Origin of the sequence: Mesorhizobium sp. M0019, from assembly GCF_040323975.1 — a bacterium.
In the GTDB taxonomy this organism is placed as follows: domain Bacteria; phylum Pseudomonadota; class Alphaproteobacteria; order Rhizobiales; family Rhizobiaceae; genus Mesorhizobium.
The window spans coordinates 56,769-75,926 of the sequence record NZ_JAMYVK010000031.1 but is presented as its reverse complement, the minus strand read 5'-3'; the positions used below and the strand labels follow the sequence as shown (position 1 = coordinate 75,926).

The window sequence follows — 19,158 nt, the reverse complement described above, 5'->3', positions numbered from 1 at the left end:
CATAGAGCAGGGTGCGATCAGCGGAGGTCCCCAGGGCACAAGCTTGCTCATATTGGTTGACGCTAGATTTTCCTTGCCTAATCCGTCGGCGTTGCGATGACTTTTGTGGCATCAGCATAACGCGATTGCCTGCAAATCCGGGGAAAGGCCGCCTCAGGACGGCTTTCCGGACTGGCACGCCCCTTGCTTCGTTATTCATGTGCAGAGCGTCTAGGGTTCCGGCCGTGTCGATCACGGTGCTGGTCCAAGAGACGCGACCGCTTGAGATGCATTGAGGCATCTGGCGGAACACGGCGGGCCAAAATCCCGGGAGAACCCTGCACGGGTTTGCTGGCGCGAACCTCTCCCGGATGCGCGCTCCGTGAACCCCCCAACAGACGTTCGGACGCAATCCGGATCGCAAACAGGGGTATGTAATGTTTCGCAAACTGGCCACAATCATCCTAGCCGCATCACTCAGCCTCCCCTTCATCTCAGCCGCGCAAGCGGCGCCCAAGAAAGACTTCAAGATTTGCTGGTCGATCTATGTCGGCTGGATGCCGTGGGGCTATCTTTCCGACAGCGGCATCATGAAGAAGTGGGCCGACAAATACGGCATCAATGTCGAGATCACCCGCATCAACGACTATGTCGAGAGCATCAACCAGTACACGGCCGGCGGCTTTGACGGCTGTTCGATGACCAACATGGATGCGCTTTCGATCCCGGCCGGCGGCGGTGTCGACACGACGGCCTTGATCGTCGGCGATTTCTCCAACGGCAACGACGCGGTCATCCTCAAGAACAAGACCGCGCTCAAGGATATTGCCGGCCAGAAGGTCAATCTCGTCGAGCTCTCCGTCTCACATTACCTACTTGCGCGCGCGCTGGAGACGGTGGAGTTGGCCGAAAAGGACATTACGGTGGTGAACACCTCCGATGCCGACATGGTCGCTGCCTACGGCACCAGCGACGTCACCTCCGTCGTCACCTGGAATCCGCTGGTCTCGGAAATCGCTGCCATGCCGGGCGCCCACAAGGTATTCGATTCGACTGAGATCCCCGGCGAGATCATCGACATGATGGTCGTCAACACCGCGACGCTGAAGGACAATCCGGCCTTGGGCAAGGCGCTTGTCGGTGCATGGTATGAAGCCATGGCGCTGATGACGTCGGGTACGCCCGAAGGCAAGGCGGCCAAGGAAGAGATGGCCAAGGCGTCGGGGACGGATCTTGCCGGTTTCGACGCTCAGCTTGCATCAACGGCGATGTTCTTCGAGCCGGCCAAGGCGGTCGCATTCACCAACGGCGCCGAACTGCCGAAGACCATGGATCTGGTGCGCAACTTCCTGTTCAGCCACGGCATTCTTGGTACCAACGCGCCGAGCGTCGACGTGATCGGCATGAGCTTCCCCGACGGCTCGACGCTGGGCGACGTCAACAACGTCAAGCTGCGCTTCGATCAGGCCTTTATGGCAGAGGCGGCGGGCGGAACGCTCTGACGCGGGAGCGCGACATGCTAGCCAGAGGAACCGGCATCATGCAGGCCGCAGCAGGCCCCGAAATCGCGCGCCTGCAACTTAGCAGGCCGAAAGCGCGGCTTCGCCTCATCAACGCGACGGTCTCGCGCGGCGGAGCGTTGCTGCTTGGGACGCTGCCGTTTGCCGCCGTGGCGATTGCCTATCTCTTCGCTTCGTCGCAAAGGCTGGCGGTCAATCCCAGCGACAAGCTGCTGCCCTCCCCTGCACAGATGTGGTCGGCCTTTTCAGACCTGGCGACAGTGCCGGACAAGCGCTCCGGCGACCTGATCCTGTGGGCCGACACCTATGCCAGCCTGATCAGGCTGTTCGCCGGAGTCGGCATGGCCACGCTGGTGGCGCTCAGCCTCGGCGTCGCCATAGGTTTCATCCCGCGCGTCAGGGCCTTTCTGCTGCCCTTGGTCACAGTTGTCTGCGTCATCCCGCCACTGGCGCTGCTGCCGATCCTGTTCATTGCGCTCGGCCTCGGCGAAACGGCCAAGATCACCTTGATCGCTCTCGGCGTCGCACCGGTCATGGTGCGCGACATCGCCAACCGGGTGATGGAATTGCCGCCGGAGCTCGTCGCCAAGGCACAGACGCTCGGCGGCAACAGCTGGACCATGGTGCTCAGGCTGGTGCTGCCACAGGTCATGCCGCGCCTCATCACTTGCGTACGGCTGGCGCTTGGGCCGGCCTGGCTGTTCCTGATCGCGGCAGAAGCCATCGCCTCCACCGAGGGGCTCGGCTACCGCATCTTCCTCGTTCGTCGCTACCTATCGATGGACGTCATCCTGCCTTACGTCGCCTGGATCACGCTGCTTGCGGTGATGACCGACTGGCTGCTCGTGCGGCTCTCTCACATCATCTCGCCCTGGGCGCATCCGGTGCGGACCAGATGAGCCGGATCCTCGTCCATGGGCTGGAGAAGAGCTACGGCGACGCCCGCGTGCTGGAACGGGTCAATGTCTCCGCCGAAGCGGGTGAATTCCTGTCGCTGGTTGGCGCCAGCGGTTGTGGAAAATCGACATTCCTGCGCATCCTGCTTGGCCAGGAACAGCAAAGTGGCGGCGTGGTCGTCGTCGGCGACCAGCCGATCGTGCCGGAACCGACGCCGCAGCGCGGCATCGTCTTCCAGCGCTATTCCGTGTTCCCGCATCTGACCGCGCTGCAGAACTTGCTGCTGGTCGAGGACTTCCGTTCGGGCGGACCGTTCGGCCGCGTCTTCGGCGCCAGGCGCAAAAGCGCCAGGCAAGAAGCCGAAACCATGCTGGAACGGGTCGGGCTTGGCCATGCGCGCGATCTCTATCCGGCCACGCTTTCTGGCGGCATGCAGCAGCGGCTGGCGATCGCGCAGACCTTGCTCGGCCGGCCGCAGATCCTGCTTCTCGACGAGCCGTTCGGCGCACTCGATCCCGGTATTCGCATCGAGATGCATGAGCTGCTCACCGAGCTCTGGACCGAGCACGGCATGACCGTGGTCATGGTCACCCACGATATCGGCGAGGCATTCAAGCTCGGCACCCGCGTGCTGGTCTTCGACAAGGTGCGCCACGACCCCCAGTTCCCGTCCGCCTATGGCGCGACGATCACCTACGATCTGAAGCTCGACCGCAAGCACCGGGCTTCCGCACGAGACGTGGCCGAAGTGGCCGCGATGGTCGGGACGACCCGACTGGATAGCGCAATCGCGACGACGGCGTCGTGAAGGAGGTTTCATGCACAGAGATAGTCCAGAACGCCGGCATCGTCGCGCCGGGCTCACCGACCACCAGCCACGCCAACGCTTCCACCATCCGAACTTCGAGATCCGCGACATGCAGGGCTGGAAGTCGATCGAGGCGGAAGGAAAGCTGCCCGAGGATGGCTGGCGCAAGGAACAGAAATGGGCACTCGACATGGGCCTGCCCGGATCGGATTCGATCATCGACAAGTCGATCCCGACATTCGCGCGAGGCGAGTTGCCGCATTTCGCCGGCATCAACACCTTCCTCAAGGCGCCCTATGTCGAGAACGTCCGCGATGTCGGCAGATATGACGCTGCCGTCATGGGCATTCCTTTCGACAGCGGCACCACCTACCGGCCCGGAGCCCGCTTCGGGCCGCAAGGCATGCGCCGCATCTCGGCGCTCTACACGCCTTACAATTACGAGCTCGGTGTCGACCTGCGCGAGCAGATGACGCTTTGCGACGCCGGCGACGTCTTCACCATCCCCGCCAATCTCGAAAAGAGCTTCGACCAGATCACCAAGGGCGTCAGCCATGTCGCCTCTTCCGGGGCGCTGCCGATCATGCTCGGCGGCGACCATGCGATCGGATTTCCGTGCGTGCGCGGTATCGCCGACGTGACCTCCAAGCGCATCGGCATCATCCATTTCGACCGCCACATCGACATTCAGGAAAAGGATCTCGACGAACGTATGCACACGACGCCCTGGTACTGGGCAACCAACTTGCCGAACGTCTCGGCCACCAATCTGGTGCAGCTCGGCATCGGCGGCTGGCAGGTGCCGCGCTACGGCGTCGCCGAGGCGCGGAAGCGCGGCACCAACGTGCTGACGATTTCCGATATCGAACAGATGGGGCTGGAGAAGGCGGCGGAGATCGCGCTCGAGCTCGCATGGAAGGACACCGACGCGGTATACATCTCCTTCGATGTCGACAGCATCGATTGCGGTTTCGTGCCGGGTACGGGCTGGCCGGAGCCCGGTGGCTTCCTGCCGCGCGAGGCACTGAAGCTGCTCGGGCTAGTGTCGGCGCCCGGCATCTGCGGACTGGAAGTGGTCGAGGTGTCGCCGCCCTACGACACGTCAGACATCACGGCGCTGTTTGGGGTGCGGGTTGTCGTCGAGGCGCTGGGCTCGATGGTCGCGCACGGCAATCTCGGCAAACACAAATCCATCATCGACAAGCCGACGAGCTTTTGATCATGCACGATGATCATCACCACCACAGCCATGACCATGGCGACGGTCACCATCACGGGCCGAACGGTCATCATCACCATCCCCACCCCGTCGGCCACAACGGGCCGGCCGGCAAGCCGTTGCAATGGCAGACACCGCATCTACCGCACGACCATGCGCCCGAACCCGCCGACGCGCGGGCGACGGATCTCGATCTCGTCGAGATCGCGTTTCTCGAAGGGTTTTCGCGGGCGCCCGACCCGTCCAGTTTCCTGCGCCTCGCCGGAATTCCCTTCGTCGGCGAAACCGCCGACGGCATGCGGCTGCATCTCCTGCGCGTCGAGACGCAGGACATGGTCGATGTCGGCGCCGTCATGCCGATGATCGGCGGCGCTGGCGTCACCTATCACCCGCTGCCCGCGAAACTGACGTCGCGCCGGCGCCGCCTGGCCTTCGTCTACCATGACGGCAGGGGACAAAGACTCCTCGACTTCGGCGAGGCGCGGCTTCTGGCCGACAGGTCCGGCGCCGCACAATTCACCATGCCAGGGGCCGGACAATGAGCACCGGCCTTGAACCGATCGCACCTCTATCAAACAGGTCAAGAACCATGAACAGAACGCTTTCATTCTTCGGCAGACTCGCCCTGGCAGCCCCCACAACCCTCATCCCCTCGTTGGCCTTCGCCCATAGCGGCGGTTTTCATGCCCACGGGTTTGTAGACGGCGTTCAGCACCCGCTGGCCGGCATCGATCATCTATTGGCGATGATGGCTGTCGGCATCATTGCCGCTCGCGCCGGCGGCAAGGGGATCATCATCGTGCCGTCGTGCTTTGTCTCGGCGATGGTCGCTGGCGCCCTGCTCGGTATCGCCGGCATCGGCCTGCCCTCACTGGAAACCGGCATAACGCTATCGCTGTTGGTCTTCGGCGCCATGATGGCGCTTGCCAAGCCGCTTCCGCTCGCTGTGGCCGCCTCGCTGATCGCTCTCTTCGCCCTCTTCCACGGCAATGCCCATGGCCTCGAAATTCCCGAGACGGCCAGCGGCATCGCTTATGCGGTCGGCTTCGTGGTCGCTACTTCGGCTCTTCACGCGACCGGCGCGTTAGCCGCCCTAACACTTCGGCGCTGGCCGCGAGCCATCCGCACGGCAGGGGTCGGCACGTCGTTGGTCGGCGTGGCGCTGGCGGCACAGATCATCTGAACCGCAGCCCATTCATCTGCGATGAACAGGAGGCGAAGGCGTGATCAACCGGCTAACCGTTTGGCAGCGCATCCGAAACGTGCTGTACCAGATCCTGAAGACCCGGTCTGAGCGACTCTGATCTCATCCGGAGATTGAGGCTAGCAGCTTGCCGTACGCAGCGCGCGCGTACGGAGCGGTCCGCCGTGGGTCGCGACTAACTTCCTAGGTGCAGCCGGACGGTCTTGCTGACGTCGCCGGCCTGTTCCCAGCTACGCCAAATGATCGCCGTCGTGAACTCCGCGCCGGCGAGCGTGACTTGGTCGTCACCGCTGCTGGCGGCCTCCCGGGCGAGGTCATGAAGAACTGGCGTGTCAAAGCGCCGAACAAATTCGATCGCGAATTCGGCTTCTCACGCATGGGCTACGAGATCGCCGCAGGGTGGGGTGCGGCGATGGCCGATGTAGCATCCAGACAGTAATTCGAGGTTGATTGCGACGGGACTATGGGCGGATTTCTATTCCGAACACCGTGCCGGCGTCGTTCAAGCACTTGATAAACGATCCTGACACTCCACCGGCGGCTGGCAACACATCTGCGGCCTCCGGAGGCCCACCATAAGTCAATAAAATCAAACGCTATGGACGGCGGTTCGCCAGTTATTACTTGGCTACCCGAACCAAAACACACCGCTAAGTCATTGATAAATAATAACAATGGTGGGCCCGGAGGGCGTTCAGAAAGCGATAAAAATCAATTTCTTAGAGATCAGTGGGACTTCAGAGTATTCAAATCTTTTCCAATGTTTTTCGATGTTGTTGTCCCACTCAGAAGTGCCTCAGTCCACCAAGCCGACGCACTGAACGCCTCACTCGGAAGGGAGGTTTGCGCAAGGCGAAAGGAAGATCGCGTCGGTGTGCAGCCTTCCTGAGGAAGGTCGCGGTAGCGCCAACTGCTGACGCTCAGCGCGAAGACATCAATGTCCTGTTATGGGGCCGTCAGAGGACCGGCCGCTTCTCGCGCCAAGAAGCGATAGCAGACATGCAACTAGGTGGTACAAAATCTCTAGCGTGACCCTTTAGAGACATTTGCGTGCGGCATTTGCGTCTCGAAAGCGGATCTTTAGTGCTACCAGCACCAACGACCGTCTGCGGTCGTTCAGAACACGGGTTACCGTCTCTAAACCGTATATTGGACCGGGCAGCCGCCGGAAATTGATCGAATCGAGGTGATCGCATGTCAGGAGGCGTTCAAAAACGACCTACGACCGCGATCTTCATCGCGGCCGTTTTCATGGTGTCATTCCCGGCTATGCTGACAAGTTCTTTATGATCGGCAGCTTGCGGATCGTCTTGCCCGTCGCCGCCCGTAGCGCGTTGGCGACGGCCGGGCCGATCGGCGGCACACCCGGCTCGCCAACGCCCGTGGGCGGCTCGTCGGACGGCACAATGTGCACCTCGACGCGCGGCATCTGCTCGATCCTGAGCGGCATATAGGTGTCGTAGTTCTCTTGGTCTACGACACCGCCCGTCAGGGTCAGCTCCTCCTGGAGGATCGCGCCTAGCCCGAAGCCGATACCGCCCTCCATCTGAGCGCGAATCTGGTCAGGATTTATCGCGGTGCCGCAATCTACCGCGCAGACGACGCGGTCGACTTTGAAATCATTTCCATCGTTGAAGGTGATCTCCACCACCTCGGCGACATAAGTCGAGAGGCTTTCATGCAGGGCCACGCCGCGGAAACGGCCTTCCGGCAGAGGCTTGTCCCAGCCTGCCTTCTCAGCAGCCAATTTCAGCACGCCGGCGTGCCGTGGATGGTGACCGAGCATCGACAAGCGGAAGTCGACCGGATCACGGTTCGCAGCGGCGGCGAGCTCATCGATCAGGGTTTCCATTGCGTAAGCGGTGTGGGTGGAGCCTACCGAACGCCACCACAGCACTGGGATGTTCACGTCCGTGGTGGTCAGCTCGACCTTCAGGTTCGGGATCGCATAGGGCAGGTTGGTGGCGCCCTCTACGGAGGTCGGATCGATGCCGTTCTCGATCATCGCCGCAAAGGGCGAACCGCCCGCGATCGATTGGCCCACGATGTGGTCATGGAGAGCGACGACATTGCCTTCCTTGTCGAGCCCCGCCTCGACTGCGTGCACATAGGCCGGCCGGTACCGCCCACCCCGCATGTCGTTCTCGCGGGTCCACTGCACCTTCACTGGCTTGCCGGGTCCCAGTGCACGCGCTGTGGAAACAGCTTCGATAATGAGATCTGCGTCCGAGACCGCTCGGCGGCCGAAGCTGCCGCCGGTCTTCATCACGTGCAGCCTCACCTTGTCTGGCGTGGTGCCGCCTACTTGAGCGGCAGCCGCCTGATAAAGGTCGGGCATCTGGTGTCCGCCCCAGACGTCGATGGTGCCGTCTTCGTTGATTCTGGCGGCCGCGTTGAGTGGCTCGATCGAAGCATGGACAAGATAGGGGAATTCGTAGTGCCCTTGGATGACTTTCTCAGCACTGGCCAACGCTGCGGGAGTGTTACCGTCGTCGCGCGCGGTGGCCGCGCCCGGATCGTCTGCTGCCTTAGTGTATTCGGCCATGATCTCGGCCGTGCCGCGCCTTTCGGCCTTCTCTTCGTTCCAGGTCACCTCCACGAGATCGCGGCCCTTGAGCGCCGTCCACATGTCCCTGCCGACCACGGCAATGCCGCGCGGCGTCTGGACGACATCGACAATGCCGTCGAGTGCCTTGGCCTTGGAGGCGTCGAAGCTCTCGATCTCAGCGCCGAACTTCGGCGGATGGATCATAACGGCCGTATTGAGTCCATCTATCTTGAGGTCGATCGTGTAGGTCTGCGCGCCATTGGTCTTGCCGGCGGAATCGTAGCGCTTGAGGCTGTCCGATCCGATCCGGGCCCACTTGTCGCGCGGCTTTAGCGGCACGTCGTCGGGAACCGGCATTCCCGCTGCGGCTTTAGCCAGGTCACCGAAGCGCGCCTGCATCCCTGAGGCGTGCGACACGACCCCGGAAGCGACTGTGATCTCGCCGGCTGGCACGTCCCACCGCTGCGCCGCGGCCGCCACCAGCATGGCCCGTGCGGCAGCACCCGCCTTGCGGTAGCGCTCCCACGACGAGCTCATCGACGTGGAGCCACCGGTTCCCTGCGCGGCCCCGCCCCAGGCGAGATTGCCGTAGAGCGCGGTATTGCCATATCCGCCGACCACGTGGACCTGCGCCCAGGCGCCGTCGAGCTCTTCCATAACCAGGGTGGCGATGCCGAAATAGGAGCCTTGTCCCATCTCGAACTGCGACGAGTGGATGACGATTCGGTTCTCCGGTGTGATCTCGACATAGGTCTGGAAGGGGTTCGCCTGGACCGCTGCAGGCGTCGTTTGTGCGTTGGCGGGCGCGGCCATCATTAGCCGGTAGCCCACGGCGAAGCCCGCGGTGGTGACGGCCGTGCCGAGGAGGAACTGGCGCCGCGTGGGCCCCACGGCATTATGCTTCGGGAGAAACTGCAACATGCCTCAAGTCTCCAGCCGGTTGGCGGTCTCGTGGATGGCCGCGCGGATGCGATGATAGGTGGCGCAGCGGCAGAGATTGCCGCTCATCGCCGAATCAATATCATCGTCCGTCGGCTTCGGCGTCTCTGTCAGGAGGGCCACGGCCGACATGATCTGGCCAGACTGGCAATAGCCGCATTGAGGTACGTCGAACTCGGCCCACACGGCCTGGACCGTTTCGCCGATCTTGCCCGACACGCCCTCAATGGTGGTGATCGAGGCTCCTTCGATGTCGCCGACTGCGGTCTGGCACGAGCGCGTCGGCATGCCGTTAACGTGAACCGTGCAAGCGCCGCACTGGGCAAGGCCGCAACCGAATTTCGTTCCTGTGAGTCCGATGCCGTCACGGATCGCCCAGAGCAGCGGCATCTCTGGATCGACGTCGAGTGTTCGCGCCTCGCCATTGAGGGTAAAAGCGACCATGGCTTGCTCTCCTTGTCCTGAGCTGGCTATCTCGTTGCGCCTCCGCCCGGCTAGGAACCGGACTCTTCTTGCTGAGGCATAGCGACCACAGACTAGGATCGCGCAGCTCGAGCAACAAGCCGCTAGCTGGCAATCGCGAGATCGTGAAGTGGCTCGTGTCGAAAGGCTGGAGGCAACTGAATGTCATTTTTGGGCCCACCGGCCGGTCAGTTTCCGGCTCGATGACCTGGTTGGCAGTCATTCCGCTTCTAAGCCTAAACCCCAGACATGAACTGTAGCAGCATCATAAAAGACGACATCAAGCGGCGATTTTTCGTTGCGCTGCACCGCTAGCTCGTTCGCGTGGTTCATGATCCGCTGGTTATCCGCGGATGCTGGTTCACCATAGGTGCCAGAAACTTGCCACGCGCTATGCGGTTAAGGATGTGGTCGTCATTCGTAGCGAGCGAATGGCCGAAAATGAAGAAGCAATGGCTGGCGGTCTTCCCATTCGCGGTGAACTGCTTGAAGCCTTGGTACAGGTAGGCATTGTGACGGATCTTCGCCTTCTTCTGGGCGCTGGTGGGCTGATGAAGGGCGGCTTAGGGTCATGATTCCCGCTGCAATGACCGATGAGTCACAGACGCTGCATTTCGCGCTAGACCGCAACTGCGGTATTCTCGATCATACGCTCAGCCATCCTATTCGCACCTCGTTGCCGCCGTTCGCCGCACCTATCGATCGGAGGCCTTCCAGCCTCGCGATAGCCGCGCTATGTGGCTGCACACAACCTGACGACGAACAGGAGCAAGATTGGACATAGAAGCCAGCACAAGATCGCCCTCCCCCTGTCCTTGCTCGTTTTCATGCGAAAACAATCGAACTGAGTGCTGCGGGGATAGCGAGGTCGATTTGGCCCACTTCAGAGCGAAATCGGCCATAAGCCATTGATATAATTTTGGTGGGCCCTGAGGGTGCTTGGAAAGTCAGAAATATCAAAGGCTATTCGACAGTGGGACTGTGTTGCGTTACTATGCTCTCCGGTCTTTTCCGGTTGATTTGTCCCACCCCTGATGCCGATTGCGGTCATTCGCCGCTGCCTTGGTCAATTCCCGATTCCACAAGCATCCGGTCCTGAGTGGGCAGACGGGCTTCCTAGTGGTAATTAGTCAGCGACACGTTGACCGTTCTCGTCACGCGGGTGAAATCTACGTTCGACCATATACGTCGTCGAAGCGAACGATATCATCCTCGCCGAGATAATCGCCGCTCTGCACTTCAATGATCACCAGGTCAATTCTGCCTGGGTTCTCCAGCCGATGCTTATGGCCGCAGGGGATGTAGGCCGATTCGTTTGTCGCCAGGAACAACTCCTGCTCGCCATTGACAATTTTCGCGGAGCCGCTGACCACGACCCAGTGCTCCGAACGATGATAGTGCATCTGCAGGCTCAGCCGCCGACCGGGCTTCACCTCGATGCGTTTGATCTTGAAGCGCTCGCCTTCCTCAAGAACCGTGTAGGTACCCCACGGCCGGTGTACCGTGCTATGGACCAGGTGAGCTTCATGTCCTGAAGCCTTGAGGCCCTCGAACAGCTTCTTGACGTCCTGAACGCGGTCGCGGGATGCGACAAGCAAAGCGTCCGGGGAATCGACGATCACCAGATCGCTGACGCCGACCGTGCCGATGACGCGCTTGTCGGAGCTCACATAGCTGCCGGTCGTGTCGACCATATGCACATCGCCGCGTATCCTGTTCCCGCTTTCGTCGGGGGCGATCAAATCGGCCATTGCGTTCCAGGATCCGATGTCGTTCCAATCCATGTCGCAGGCAACCACGGCAAGTTTGTTCGTCTTCTCCATGACAGCGTAGTCGAGCGAGATTCGCGGGGCGGAGCCGAAATGCTCAGGCGCGAGTTCGATCTTGGCAAAGCCTTCGCCTTGACTGAAGCGGCCGTTCTCGTAGCTGTCGGAGACGGCCTGGATCACCGCGGGGCAATGCGATGCCATCTCGTCGAGCATGGTTTGTGCGCTAAAGCAGAAAATGCCGGCGTTCCAAAAGAAGCGCTTGGACGCGACATAGGCTTTGGCTGTGTCCAGATCCGGTTTTCAACGAAACGGACGACTTTCTCACCATCCGCTTCGATATAGCCGAATGCCGTGTCCGGTCTGGTTGGGGTGATGCCCAATGTGGCGATCCGCCCGAGCTTCGCATGTTCGATGGCCCGGCACATGACGTCTAAAAATGCAGGCAGGTTGCCAACCATGTGATCGGCTGGGAAGACGCATAGAATCGCGTCAGGGCCTTGCGTCGCCTTGGCATGGATGGCGGCTGCCGCAACGGCTGCGGCCGTATCCCGGCCTTCAGGCTCGAGCAGAAAGGTGCGTGGCAGGACCACGGACTCTAGTTCGTCGAAGTCGTCCTTGGTAAGGAAGAGGTGTTCCCCAGATATCACGGCGACGAGTTCCACTACGCCCTTTATCGAACCGGCGCGCAACACAGTGTGCTGCATCAGTGAATGCCCGTCTGCCACTTTGAGGAAAGGTTTAGGGTGCGATTGCCTTGAGGCGGGCCATAGCCGCGATCCGGCTCCGCCGCTGATGATGACGGGAACCACTTTCATATAACAACCTCGATTTCGTCTCTGGAGTGATTGCCCGCGCCCTTTCGAGCGTTAGCGTCACGATCGCCGTCGCTCTGGCTTGGTCTGCGGCCTCCGAGTAACAGCGAAGTTCTGGCGCGTTGCCGAACGGCCTCAGATGACGACGCTATCGGTATCGTACGACGCTTCCATGGCCTCGATGAGAAATGGACATTCAACTATGTCTGTTGGTTGCATCCGCCGAATTGTGCAGGTGACGGGTCTTAACTGAGACCAGAGATTCTTTGGCTGTCTTCTATCAAAATCAAACGACTTGGCTCCTTCAGATCGAACTCAATTACGCGTGGTACGAAAAGGCGTGCATATCGTGTAAAGGCGCTCGTCGGAGGAAACCGAATTACAGTATCGCAGCGCCCGAGAAGATACATCTCAACGAGGGCGGAAATTGCGCCGTCCATCCCAAGTGCTGCAGTGTGTAAGGGGCCGTCTTGATCGGATCGGAAATGCTTGGGGACGGTGAGAAGATCGGGAAACCTGGCCGACAGGTGATCCAGGATTTGCGCGCTGTCCGTGCACAAGAACAGCCGCACAGGCTTGGGGTGCGGTAACGCTTTAGCCTTATCAACCGCAGTGCACACTTGTCGAACGGCGAACTCCGGATCGGCCCAGTAGGGCGCATGGTCCATGATGTCTTCACCGTTACCATGTCGAACATGAACCCCGATGATGCTGTGCCCCTCAAAACATTCTTGGTAAATGGCATTTATGCGTGTTTGAATTTCAGACCGAGGCTTGACACTCTCGAAGACCTGCCGCTCGGCATCCTCATCGCAGCGCCACATCAAGCAAGCGTCACACACTACTGTGTTCGCTTCGACATCGTGTTCGGCCTGAAAGAGCTCGCCCAACTCGTCGCGCTCTTGGAAAATCTGCTCATCTGGGCGGTAAAGGCAGTCGATCGCTGGCCTATTCCACCACTCCGGGAAGAATGGACCCGGGAAGGAAAAGTCGTTGATCCGGTCGTCGCAAATAGCCGGTACGCCAGCGATGTCATTGATCGGTTCGAAGAACACCGGAAAGGCATTTGTGAAGGGTTGGTCGAGATAGCAGGACCCGCGCCAGTCGACGGCTAGCGTTCGTCCCGACCGCTGAGCGTAGCGCCAAGCGGCCGCCAGCGACCATAGACAATCACCGAACCCCGTACGCCTCTGAGAGACGACGAACCTGCGCTTTACCAATCCACTGACCTGCATTTTCGGAAATTTCGTTTCAGAGACGAGGTTGCATCTGGCTTGGGATCTCTTAATCGATACTAGTCGACCGTTACGCCGGGCGATTTGGTAGAGGCTGCGCGTGGGGCAGAAGAGCTCCCTCTGCACTGCCTATCCTTATCTCTGTGACGCTCGCAAATCTTGACGCCGGGTACTCCCGCTTCCGGTTAAATTCAGCGTTCTCTAATGCGCCGGGCGACATCTGTAAAATTGATTGCATGGATGTGGCCCATCCATCTGTTGGATACTAAGGCATTCCTTGACGATGGGCCTCTGCTGACGCGAGGCCGCGCTTTGCTAAGCGAAACAGCCGTTCGAGGCAGTCCACAAAGTCCCTTTTTCAAGTCCAATTCTTAACTGCCTCAACGTAACATGTCATTTGCGGGCGTTTCCTGAAGGACGGATGTGCAGGACCCGCCAGCCGTCGAATGTCAGGCGCAGGCCATCCACGTCATTTATGGCCATCATGGCGTCCGGTCCCATCGAAAGATGCGACACGGCGCCCTCTGACGCTTTCAAGTGCGCCAACATGGCGCAACTCGTGTCGACCGGATAGCTTTCGATCCGGCCGGACTGAGCGACTGGCACGCGATGCTGTGCGACGACGGCCGAGAGAGGAATTTTGGCGTCTGCAGCCATGTGGAGGATCGTTCCGACGGTTCTGCGGGTTCTCGGTGTCGGAGCCGACACCTGTGCGAACCCGCTCTCGTCCGTTTTCGACAGGCCCTTGAGGTTCATGACCCTGTTGTTCGCCGAGATCACCCGCCAGTTCAGCGATCCAGGTGAAGATCGGCACGCCTGTCGATGCGGCGATCATCGCCTCGGCCAGCGAAGATGATGAAGAGGGCCATTGGGTCAAGTACAAGCGCCGACCAGCGTTTCATTGCTTCAAAGCCCATTTCGGTGCCTACGCCGATACGGCCCTTGTCGAGGAGATCGCCGTCACGGCGCCCACACCGAGGACGGCAACGCCGTTCCTGATGCTCTGCCCGACAATCCCGGCGAAGTGTTTGCCGACAGCGCCTACCGAGGCAATCATCTAGGCGACGCGGTGCGCGCCAAGGGTGGAAGGCCGCGCATCGTCGCAACCGCTGTGGGGGCGCGACGAGGCCGAAAGCTCGACGCCTGGAACCAACCGATCCACAGAATTTGTACTCGGATCGAGAAGATCTTCGGCACCTGTAGCCGGATGCGATGGCGAGGGCTGGCAAAGGCGGCCGTTCAAATTCGCCGCACTGCGATCGCCTACAGTATGAAACACAGTTTGATGGTCGCCTCGTCCCCCCATCGTTGAAGCCCAGCTACCGTTTTCGGGCTAGCGCGCCCGAAATTCCTTGGAGGTCAATACGTAATGCCCTACCCGGCTTTTCGCCGCCGTCTCAAATGTGCGGTTCGCCCAAAGCCCCCGACTGCCACGAACTTTGTCTTCGCGCGGAGCGAAACCTCGCGCCCACGACTTTGTGCCGCCGATGTGCCGCGCTGCCCTGTCAAACAATCCATTTTATGGATGCACCTCATCCAAACAATCGATTTCACTGATCAAAACAATTTCCATTAGAAGACGCTGAAGCAGGCAATGATTAAGATTACTTGGTTAGCGCAAGAGAGCGGTAAGGTGGAGTTGTCGGCTTGGACCCACATGCCCGCCATTTTATCTGGGAATGGCTACGTGCCCTGTTGGCGCAGGGCAAGACGATTCTACTGGCCACCCACTTCGTGGAAGAAGCGGAGCGGCTATGCAACCGACCTGCGTGCTTGAGAACGGACGTGCGTCCTCACTCGCTGATTGATGAGCAAATCGGGTGCGACGTGATTGAAATCTATGTCGCTCACCCCGTGAGCTGAGTTCGGCACTCAGGCCGCATGTGCGACTTAGGCAGGTTAGCGGCGAGACTCTGTTTTGCTATGCCTCCAAGCAGGAGCAGGTGTGCTCGCTGGCTGACACTGTCAATGACGAGCTCCGCGCCGCATCTGTCGAAATCCTACCATAGGGTATGAGGCGGGCCGCAGTTTGCTGGCGGTGTGGCGAGCCAGATTCGAAACTTCAACTACCATAGAGCAGGAAGAAAATGGGCGAGAACAGGAAAGTTGCTCTGGTTACGGGCATAACGGGACAGGATGGTGCCTATCTCACGCGTCTTCTGCTGGAAAAAGGCTACGTCGTTCATGGGATTAAGCGACGTTCCTCTTCCTTCAACACGGGTCGCATCGAAGACATCTACCAAGACCCGCACGATCCCGATCCGCGCCTAATTTTGCATTACGGTGACCTCACTGATGCGACTAATCTCATCCGAGTAGTTCAGGAATCCCAGCCAGACGAGATTTACAACTTGGCCGCTCAGAGCCATGTCCAGGTGTCGTTCGAAACGCCGGAATACACAGCAAACGCCGACGGTATCGGAACATTGCGACTTCTTGAGGCGATCCGCCTCCTCGGTCTGAAGGACAAGACCCGCTTCTATCAGGCCTCGACTTCAGAGCTCTACGGCCTCGTGCAATCCGTACCGCAGAACGAAACAACGCCCTTTTATCCGCGCAGCCCTTACGCCGCCGCCAAGCTCTACGCCTACTGGATTGTGGTCAACTATCGCGAGGCCTATGGTATCCATGCTTCCAACGGCATTCTCTTCAATCATGAAAGCCCACTGCGCGGCGAAACTTTTGTGACGCGCAAGATCACCCGCGCCGCCGCTGCTATCTACCTCGGCAAGCAGGACAAGCTTTATCTCGGCAATCTCGATGCTCAACGCGATTGGGGCCATGCGCGTGAGTACGTGCGTGGTATGTGGATGATGATGCAGCAGGATCAACCGGATGATTACGTGCTGGCGACGGGCAAGACGACCCCTGTCCGCCAATTCGTCGAATGGGTTTTCGAAGATGTCGGCGTCGAGCTCGAATGGCGTGGTGGGGGAGTCGACGAAAAGGGCTATGATGTCGAGACCGGCAGATGCCTAGTCCAGGTAGACCCACGCTACTTCCGCCCCACGGAAGTCGATCTTCTCCTGGGCGATGCCACCAAGGCGAAGGAGAAGCTCGGCTGGGTGCATGAGACATCCGTGCGCGAGCTCGCCGCGGAAATGGTGCGGGAAGACCTCAAGGTCATGCAGACATCGGTAATCATGAAGGAAGCATAATGTACGATCTGAAGGGAAAAGCCATGTGGGTCGCGGGCCACAAGCATGGTGGGCAGCGCTGTTGTAGGCCGCCTCGCGTCTGAAGACTGCAAAGTTATGGCCGCCCTGACGTTTCCCCCAAATTTTATCCAGTCGTGAGTTCGTTTCCGGGGGTGGATTTGCCCTGATGGCCGGTGGACGCGACGGGTGCTGGCGCGGAGCGTTTCACGTTGCGCAGCGCGAGCGACCGTCGCGGGTTGAAGGTCGATGCACATTCGTTGGGTGTCTGCCATCCGATGTGCGAGTGCGGACGCGCGCCGTTGTAATCGGCGCGCCATACATTGAGCCTCGCGCGGGCCTGGGCCAGGGACGTGAACTGCGTCTCGTTGAGGAGTTCATCGCGAAGGGGCCGTTGAAGCTCTCGCGTTAGGGTCCTAGCCAACCTCCGACTGTGAACTCGCGGAAGCGATTTACGGCAAGCGCACACAGCAGCTCGTCCACGGCGTTCGTACATGAAGTTTGGAAACTTATAATACTGGTACACACCTCCATGGGGGAACATTATCTCCAATATCTCAGCGATTACCGGATAGCTATCTGCCTTCACCTACCTCGGCCTAGTGCAGAATCTTGGCCGAATGAACTCGGCGCTCTTGCTGCACACCAATGGTCCGTCCCGCGCGAAGTGCGATCATACCGCCGCAGCTTACCTTCAAATCCGGCACTGGCTTGGATCTAGATCCAAGCCGACGGCGCCGGGCATCAAATAAAAAGCCGCCGACCGAAGCCAGCGGGCTTGATTGGGATGGCCAGCGCGGACGGTCAAGGCTGCGCCGGCCGACCATGGCGGAGGGACCACCTTGGTCAACGGCACGGCCCGATGACGGCGTGCCGATGTACCACAACATGCGGCGAGATACAGCCTTCCGGCGTCGCGGAAAAAAAGCCCGCCGGTTTTGAGCCAGCGGGCAAGTTCTGGAGTGGCTGAGATCAACCCAGCATCAGTCAACGACCGGCGGAAGGGTTTGGTTGCAGTGGATGCCAGCTAGCCGCAGCATGCTGTGAATCGTAGCAAAGTGAAAAACAAAACTCTGGACTTCTAGGTCGGACTCGCCCCAATATTTGTTTTGGGGGATTCACATGAAAATTGGAGCACTCATCGCAAGTGCAGCCCTGTGCGTCAGCGGCTGCTCTACGAGCGCTGTCGTGTCGGACAGCGATCTCACGGCAATGAATACCGTTGCGCTATGTCACGTTCTCGCCAGCAGCACGGACGAACAGTATCGTAGCAGGGTAGCGGCCCTTCTAGTGCGCAGGGGCGCAACAGCAGAGAGGTGCACCAGGCTTGTGCAAACCGACAATGCTGTCGCGACAGGCATAGCGATCGCGGCTGTCGGCGGCGCAGCTGTGGGTGTCGCTGCCAACAACGGCTATGGAGGCGGAACATATTACCGGCCACCGCCACCACAAACCTATGGCGTCGCGTGGGACCAATTCTATGGCCAGAACTACAGCGTTATCTGGCGCTGCCGCGACCGGTCCACCGGGCGGTTCCTTGACGATTACTATTGCGCCGGCCTGCCCATGGTCGACAGCGCATGGCCGGGCTGGTCGGCGTAGCGGATGAGCAGGCCATACCGCAAATATCGATCCAATCGGTGGCAGAGACCCACCGGTGCCAAGCTGTGGCGGCGCCAACTTGCGAGCGTGCCGGCAATGCTCGGTCTTACGGCAGCGGCGGCGGTGGCCGCCTTCCTGGCGCCGTCGGGCGCGCAACGTAGCGACGATGCATCAAAGGCCAGCCCACAAAGGGCGGCGCCCGCCTCGCTTACCGGTGTCGCTTCCGTCATTGACGGCGATACGATCGAAATCCACGGCCAGCGCGTCCGCTTCAACGGCATCGACGCGCCAGAGAGCCGGCAGCTGTGCCGCGATGCGAATGGCGCCGAGTATCCTTGCGGCCGGCGATCGGCCGAAGCGCTGGACACTTTCCTGGCCGCGTCGAGGCCGCTCGAATGCACATTCGTGACGTGGGACCGCTACCACCGCTTTGTCGGCGATTGCCGGCGCGCCGACGGCGCGGGCGTGGCCGCCTGGATGGTCAAGCACGGCCAGGCGCTGGATTGGCCTCACTACAGCCAGGGCGCCTATGGGGGGCAGCAGGCGCAAGCCCAAGCCTCAAAGATCGGCCTGTGGGCCGGGACGTTTCAGGCACCCTGGGAATGGCGCGCTGCGCACGCCGACGGCGCGGCGCCGTCGAGTCGCCCGCTGGGCATCATCAGCCGTAAGCTGGTCGCGCAAAGCGGCTATTCTTGCGAGCCGCGGAGAACGTGCAAGCAGATCGGTTCCTGCGACGAAGCCAACTGGTACCTGCAAAACTGCTCATGGGGCGGAAAACTCGATCGCGACAAGGATGGGATCCCATGCGAAACACTCTGCTAGCTGAAATGTAACGGAGTAAGCGCGCTACGGCCTGTTCGGCTTTCCGCTTACACCGATCCAACGAAAACCATGCATGGGCGACGCGGTCTGCTAACCCCATTTTTTGACGAGGTATTCTATATCTGAAGGGCAGAAAAAGTTATTGCGACAATAGAGAGAAGAGACGCCTTAACTAAGACTTTCAAAA

The 19,158-nt window shown here is 60.2% G+C and carries 16 protein-coding genes, 3 pseudogenes and 1 riboswitch; of the genes and pseudogenes, 12 read left to right on the top strand and 7 right to left on the bottom strand.

Features of this window, described 5'->3' with window-relative positions:
* Nucleotides 1-199 precede the first annotated feature (199 nt).
* A riboswitch (guanidine-I (ykkC/yxkD leader) is annotated at nt 200-315 on the top strand.
* A 101-nt stretch (nt 316-416) separates the two neighbouring features.
* From NKK47_RS21795 to NKK47_RS21765, 7 genes are all read left to right on the top strand, one after another.
* On the top strand, nt 417-1,481 hold the full coding sequence (locus tag NKK47_RS21795; protein WP_023679467.1) for a putative urea ABC transporter substrate-binding protein: 1,065 nt from the start codon (nt 417-419) through the stop codon (nt 1,479-1,481).
* A 38-nt stretch (nt 1,482-1,519) separates the two neighbouring features.
* Complete coding sequence (locus tag NKK47_RS21790) at nt 1,520-2,398, top strand: ABC transporter permease (RefSeq protein WP_352578221.1); 879 nt, start codon at nt 1,520-1,522, stop codon at nt 2,396-2,398.
* Complete coding sequence (locus tag NKK47_RS21785) at nt 2,395-3,204, top strand: ATP-binding cassette domain-containing protein (protein WP_023679465.1); 810 nt, start codon at nt 2,395-2,397, stop codon at nt 3,202-3,204. Before NKK47_RS21790 ends, NKK47_RS21785 begins: the two co-directional genes overlap by 4 nt.
* Before the next feature lie 10 nt (nt 3,205-3,214).
* Complete coding sequence (locus tag NKK47_RS21780) at nt 3,215-4,423, top strand: agmatinase family protein (protein ID WP_352578214.1); 1,209 nt, start codon at nt 3,215-3,217, stop codon at nt 4,421-4,423.
* 2 nt (nt 4,424-4,425) lie between these two features.
* The gene (locus NKK47_RS21775; protein ID WP_352578213.1) at nt 4,426-4,965 is read left to right on the top strand and encodes a hypothetical protein; all 540 of its coding nucleotides are present in this window, start codon (nt 4,426-4,428) and stop codon (nt 4,963-4,965) included.
* Nucleotides 4,966-5,012: 47 nt separating this feature from the next.
* A complete protein-coding gene (locus NKK47_RS21770; protein ID WP_352578212.1) occupies nt 5,013-5,606 on the top strand; it encodes a HupE/UreJ family protein in 594 nt (197 codons plus the stop codon).
* Between the two features lie 298 nt (nt 5,607-5,904).
* Nucleotides 5,905-6,066 (top strand): thiamine pyrophosphate-dependent enzyme, encoded by a 162-nt coding sequence (locus NKK47_RS21765; RefSeq protein WP_198023629.1) that lies wholly within the window; start codon nt 5,905-5,907, stop codon nt 6,064-6,066.
* An 828-nt stretch (nt 6,067-6,894) separates the two neighbouring features.
* Here the strand turns inward: NKK47_RS21765 and NKK47_RS21760 are convergent.
* The 6 genes and pseudogenes from NKK47_RS21760 to NKK47_RS21735 all read right to left on the bottom strand — a co-directional run bounded on the left by NKK47_RS21760 (nt 6,895) and on the right by NKK47_RS21735 (nt 14,148).
* Nucleotides 6,895-9,096 carry a xanthine dehydrogenase family protein molybdopterin-binding subunit gene (locus NKK47_RS21760; protein ID WP_352578211.1) on the bottom strand — a complete coding sequence of 734 codons (2,202 nt, stop codon included), beginning with the start codon at nt 9,094-9,096 and terminating at the stop codon, nt 6,895-6,897.
* 3 nt (nt 9,097-9,099) lie between these two features.
* Nucleotides 9,100-9,558: a (2Fe-2S)-binding protein gene (locus tag NKK47_RS21755; RefSeq protein WP_352467057.1), complete on the bottom strand. Its 459-nt coding sequence runs from the start codon at nt 9,556-9,558 to the stop codon at nt 9,100-9,102.
* A gap of 347 nt (nt 9,559-9,905) precedes the next feature.
* Nucleotides 9,906-10,079 (bottom strand): hypothetical protein, encoded by a 174-nt coding sequence (locus tag NKK47_RS21750; RefSeq protein ID WP_352474479.1) that lies wholly within the window; start codon nt 10,077-10,079, stop codon nt 9,906-9,908.
* 666 nt (nt 10,080-10,745) lie between these two features.
* A pseudogene (locus NKK47_RS21745) lies at nt 10,746-12,160 on the bottom strand (mannose-1-phosphate guanylyltransferase/mannose-6-phosphate isomerase).
* Nucleotides 12,161-12,402: 242 nt separating this feature from the next.
* Entirely contained in the window at nt 12,403-13,392 is a 990-nt protein-coding gene (locus NKK47_RS21740) for a nodulation protein NodZ (RefSeq protein WP_352578210.1), read from the bottom strand.
* Between the two features lie 393 nt (nt 13,393-13,785).
* Nucleotides 13,786-14,148, bottom strand: a complete 363-nt coding sequence (locus NKK47_RS21735; protein WP_156937465.1) for a hypothetical protein — start codon at nt 14,146-14,148, stop codon at nt 13,786-13,788.
* Between the two features lie 44 nt (nt 14,149-14,192).
* Between NKK47_RS21735 and NKK47_RS21730 the strand changes: the two genes are divergently transcribed.
* The 3 genes and pseudogenes from NKK47_RS21730 (at nt 14,193) to gmd (ending at nt 16,550) form a co-directional block, all read left to right on the top strand.
* Complete coding sequence (locus tag NKK47_RS21730; RefSeq protein WP_352578209.1) at nt 14,193-14,453, top strand: hypothetical protein; 261 nt, start codon at nt 14,193-14,195, stop codon at nt 14,451-14,453.
* Nucleotides 14,454-15,036: 583 nt separating this feature from the next.
* Nucleotides 15,037-15,338: pseudogene (locus NKK47_RS21725) on the top strand (nodulation factor ABC transporter ATP-binding protein NodI); the annotation flags it as partial.
* Nucleotides 15,339-15,479: 141 nt separating this feature from the next.
* Complete coding sequence (gene gmd, locus NKK47_RS21720; RefSeq protein ID WP_352578208.1) at nt 15,480-16,550, top strand: GDP-mannose 4,6-dehydratase; 1,071 nt, start codon at nt 15,480-15,482, stop codon at nt 16,548-16,550.
* A 124-nt stretch (nt 16,551-16,674) separates the two neighbouring features.
* On the opposite strand, the pseudogene NKK47_RS21715 reads toward gmd, so the two are convergent.
* Nucleotides 16,675-16,952, bottom strand: a pseudogene (locus tag NKK47_RS21715) (integrase core domain-containing protein); the annotation flags it as partial.
* A gap of 924 nt (nt 16,953-17,876) precedes the next feature.
* Between NKK47_RS21715 and NKK47_RS21710 the strand changes: the two are divergent.
* Both NKK47_RS21710 and NKK47_RS21705 read left to right on the top strand, forming a co-directional pair.
* Nucleotides 17,877-18,149, top strand: a complete 273-nt coding sequence (locus tag NKK47_RS21710; RefSeq protein ID WP_023680062.1) for a hypothetical protein — start codon at nt 17,877-17,879, stop codon at nt 18,147-18,149.
* A gap of 123 nt (nt 18,150-18,272) precedes the next feature.
* Nucleotides 18,273-18,971 (top strand): thermonuclease family protein, encoded by a 699-nt coding sequence (locus tag NKK47_RS21705; protein ID WP_245274837.1) that lies wholly within the window; start codon nt 18,273-18,275, stop codon nt 18,969-18,971.
* Nucleotides 18,972-19,158 lie beyond the last annotated feature (187 nt).

Bases quoted from the DNA above. Each gene is read 5' to 3' on its own strand.
- NKK47_RS21795 (WP_023679467.1), top strand. From the start codon at position 417: ATGTTTCGCAAACTGGCCACAATCATCCTAGCCGCATCACTCAGCCTC.
- NKK47_RS21790 (WP_352578221.1), top strand. From the start codon at position 1,520: ATGCAGGCCGCAGCAGGCCCCGAAATCGCGCGCCTGCAACTTAGCAGG.
- NKK47_RS21785 (WP_023679465.1), top strand. From the start codon at position 2,395: ATGAGCCGGATCCTCGTCCATGGGCTGGAGAAGAGCTACGGCGACGCC.
- NKK47_RS21780 (WP_352578214.1), top strand. From the start codon at position 3,215: ATGCACAGAGATAGTCCAGAACGCCGGCATCGTCGCGCCGGGCTCACC.
- NKK47_RS21775 (WP_352578213.1), top strand. From the start codon at position 4,426: ATGCACGATGATCATCACCACCACAGCCATGACCATGGCGACGGTCAC.
- NKK47_RS21770 (WP_352578212.1), top strand. From the start codon at position 5,013: ATGAACAGAACGCTTTCATTCTTCGGCAGACTCGCCCTGGCAGCCCCC.
- NKK47_RS21760 (WP_352578211.1), bottom strand. From the start codon at position 9,096: ATGTTGCAGTTTCTCCCGAAGCATAATGCCGTGGGGCCCACGCGGCGC.
- NKK47_RS21755 (WP_352467057.1), bottom strand. From the start codon at position 9,558: ATGGTCGCTTTTACCCTCAATGGCGAGGCGCGAACACTCGACGTCGAT.
- NKK47_RS21740 (WP_352578210.1), bottom strand. From the start codon at position 13,392: ATGCAGGTCAGTGGATTGGTAAAGCGCAGGTTCGTCGTCTCTCAGAGG.
- NKK47_RS21735 (WP_156937465.1), bottom strand. From the start codon at position 14,148: ATGAACCTCAAGGGCCTGTCGAAAACGGACGAGAGCGGGTTCGCACAG.
- gmd (WP_352578208.1), top strand. From the start codon at position 15,480: ATGGGCGAGAACAGGAAAGTTGCTCTGGTTACGGGCATAACGGGACAG.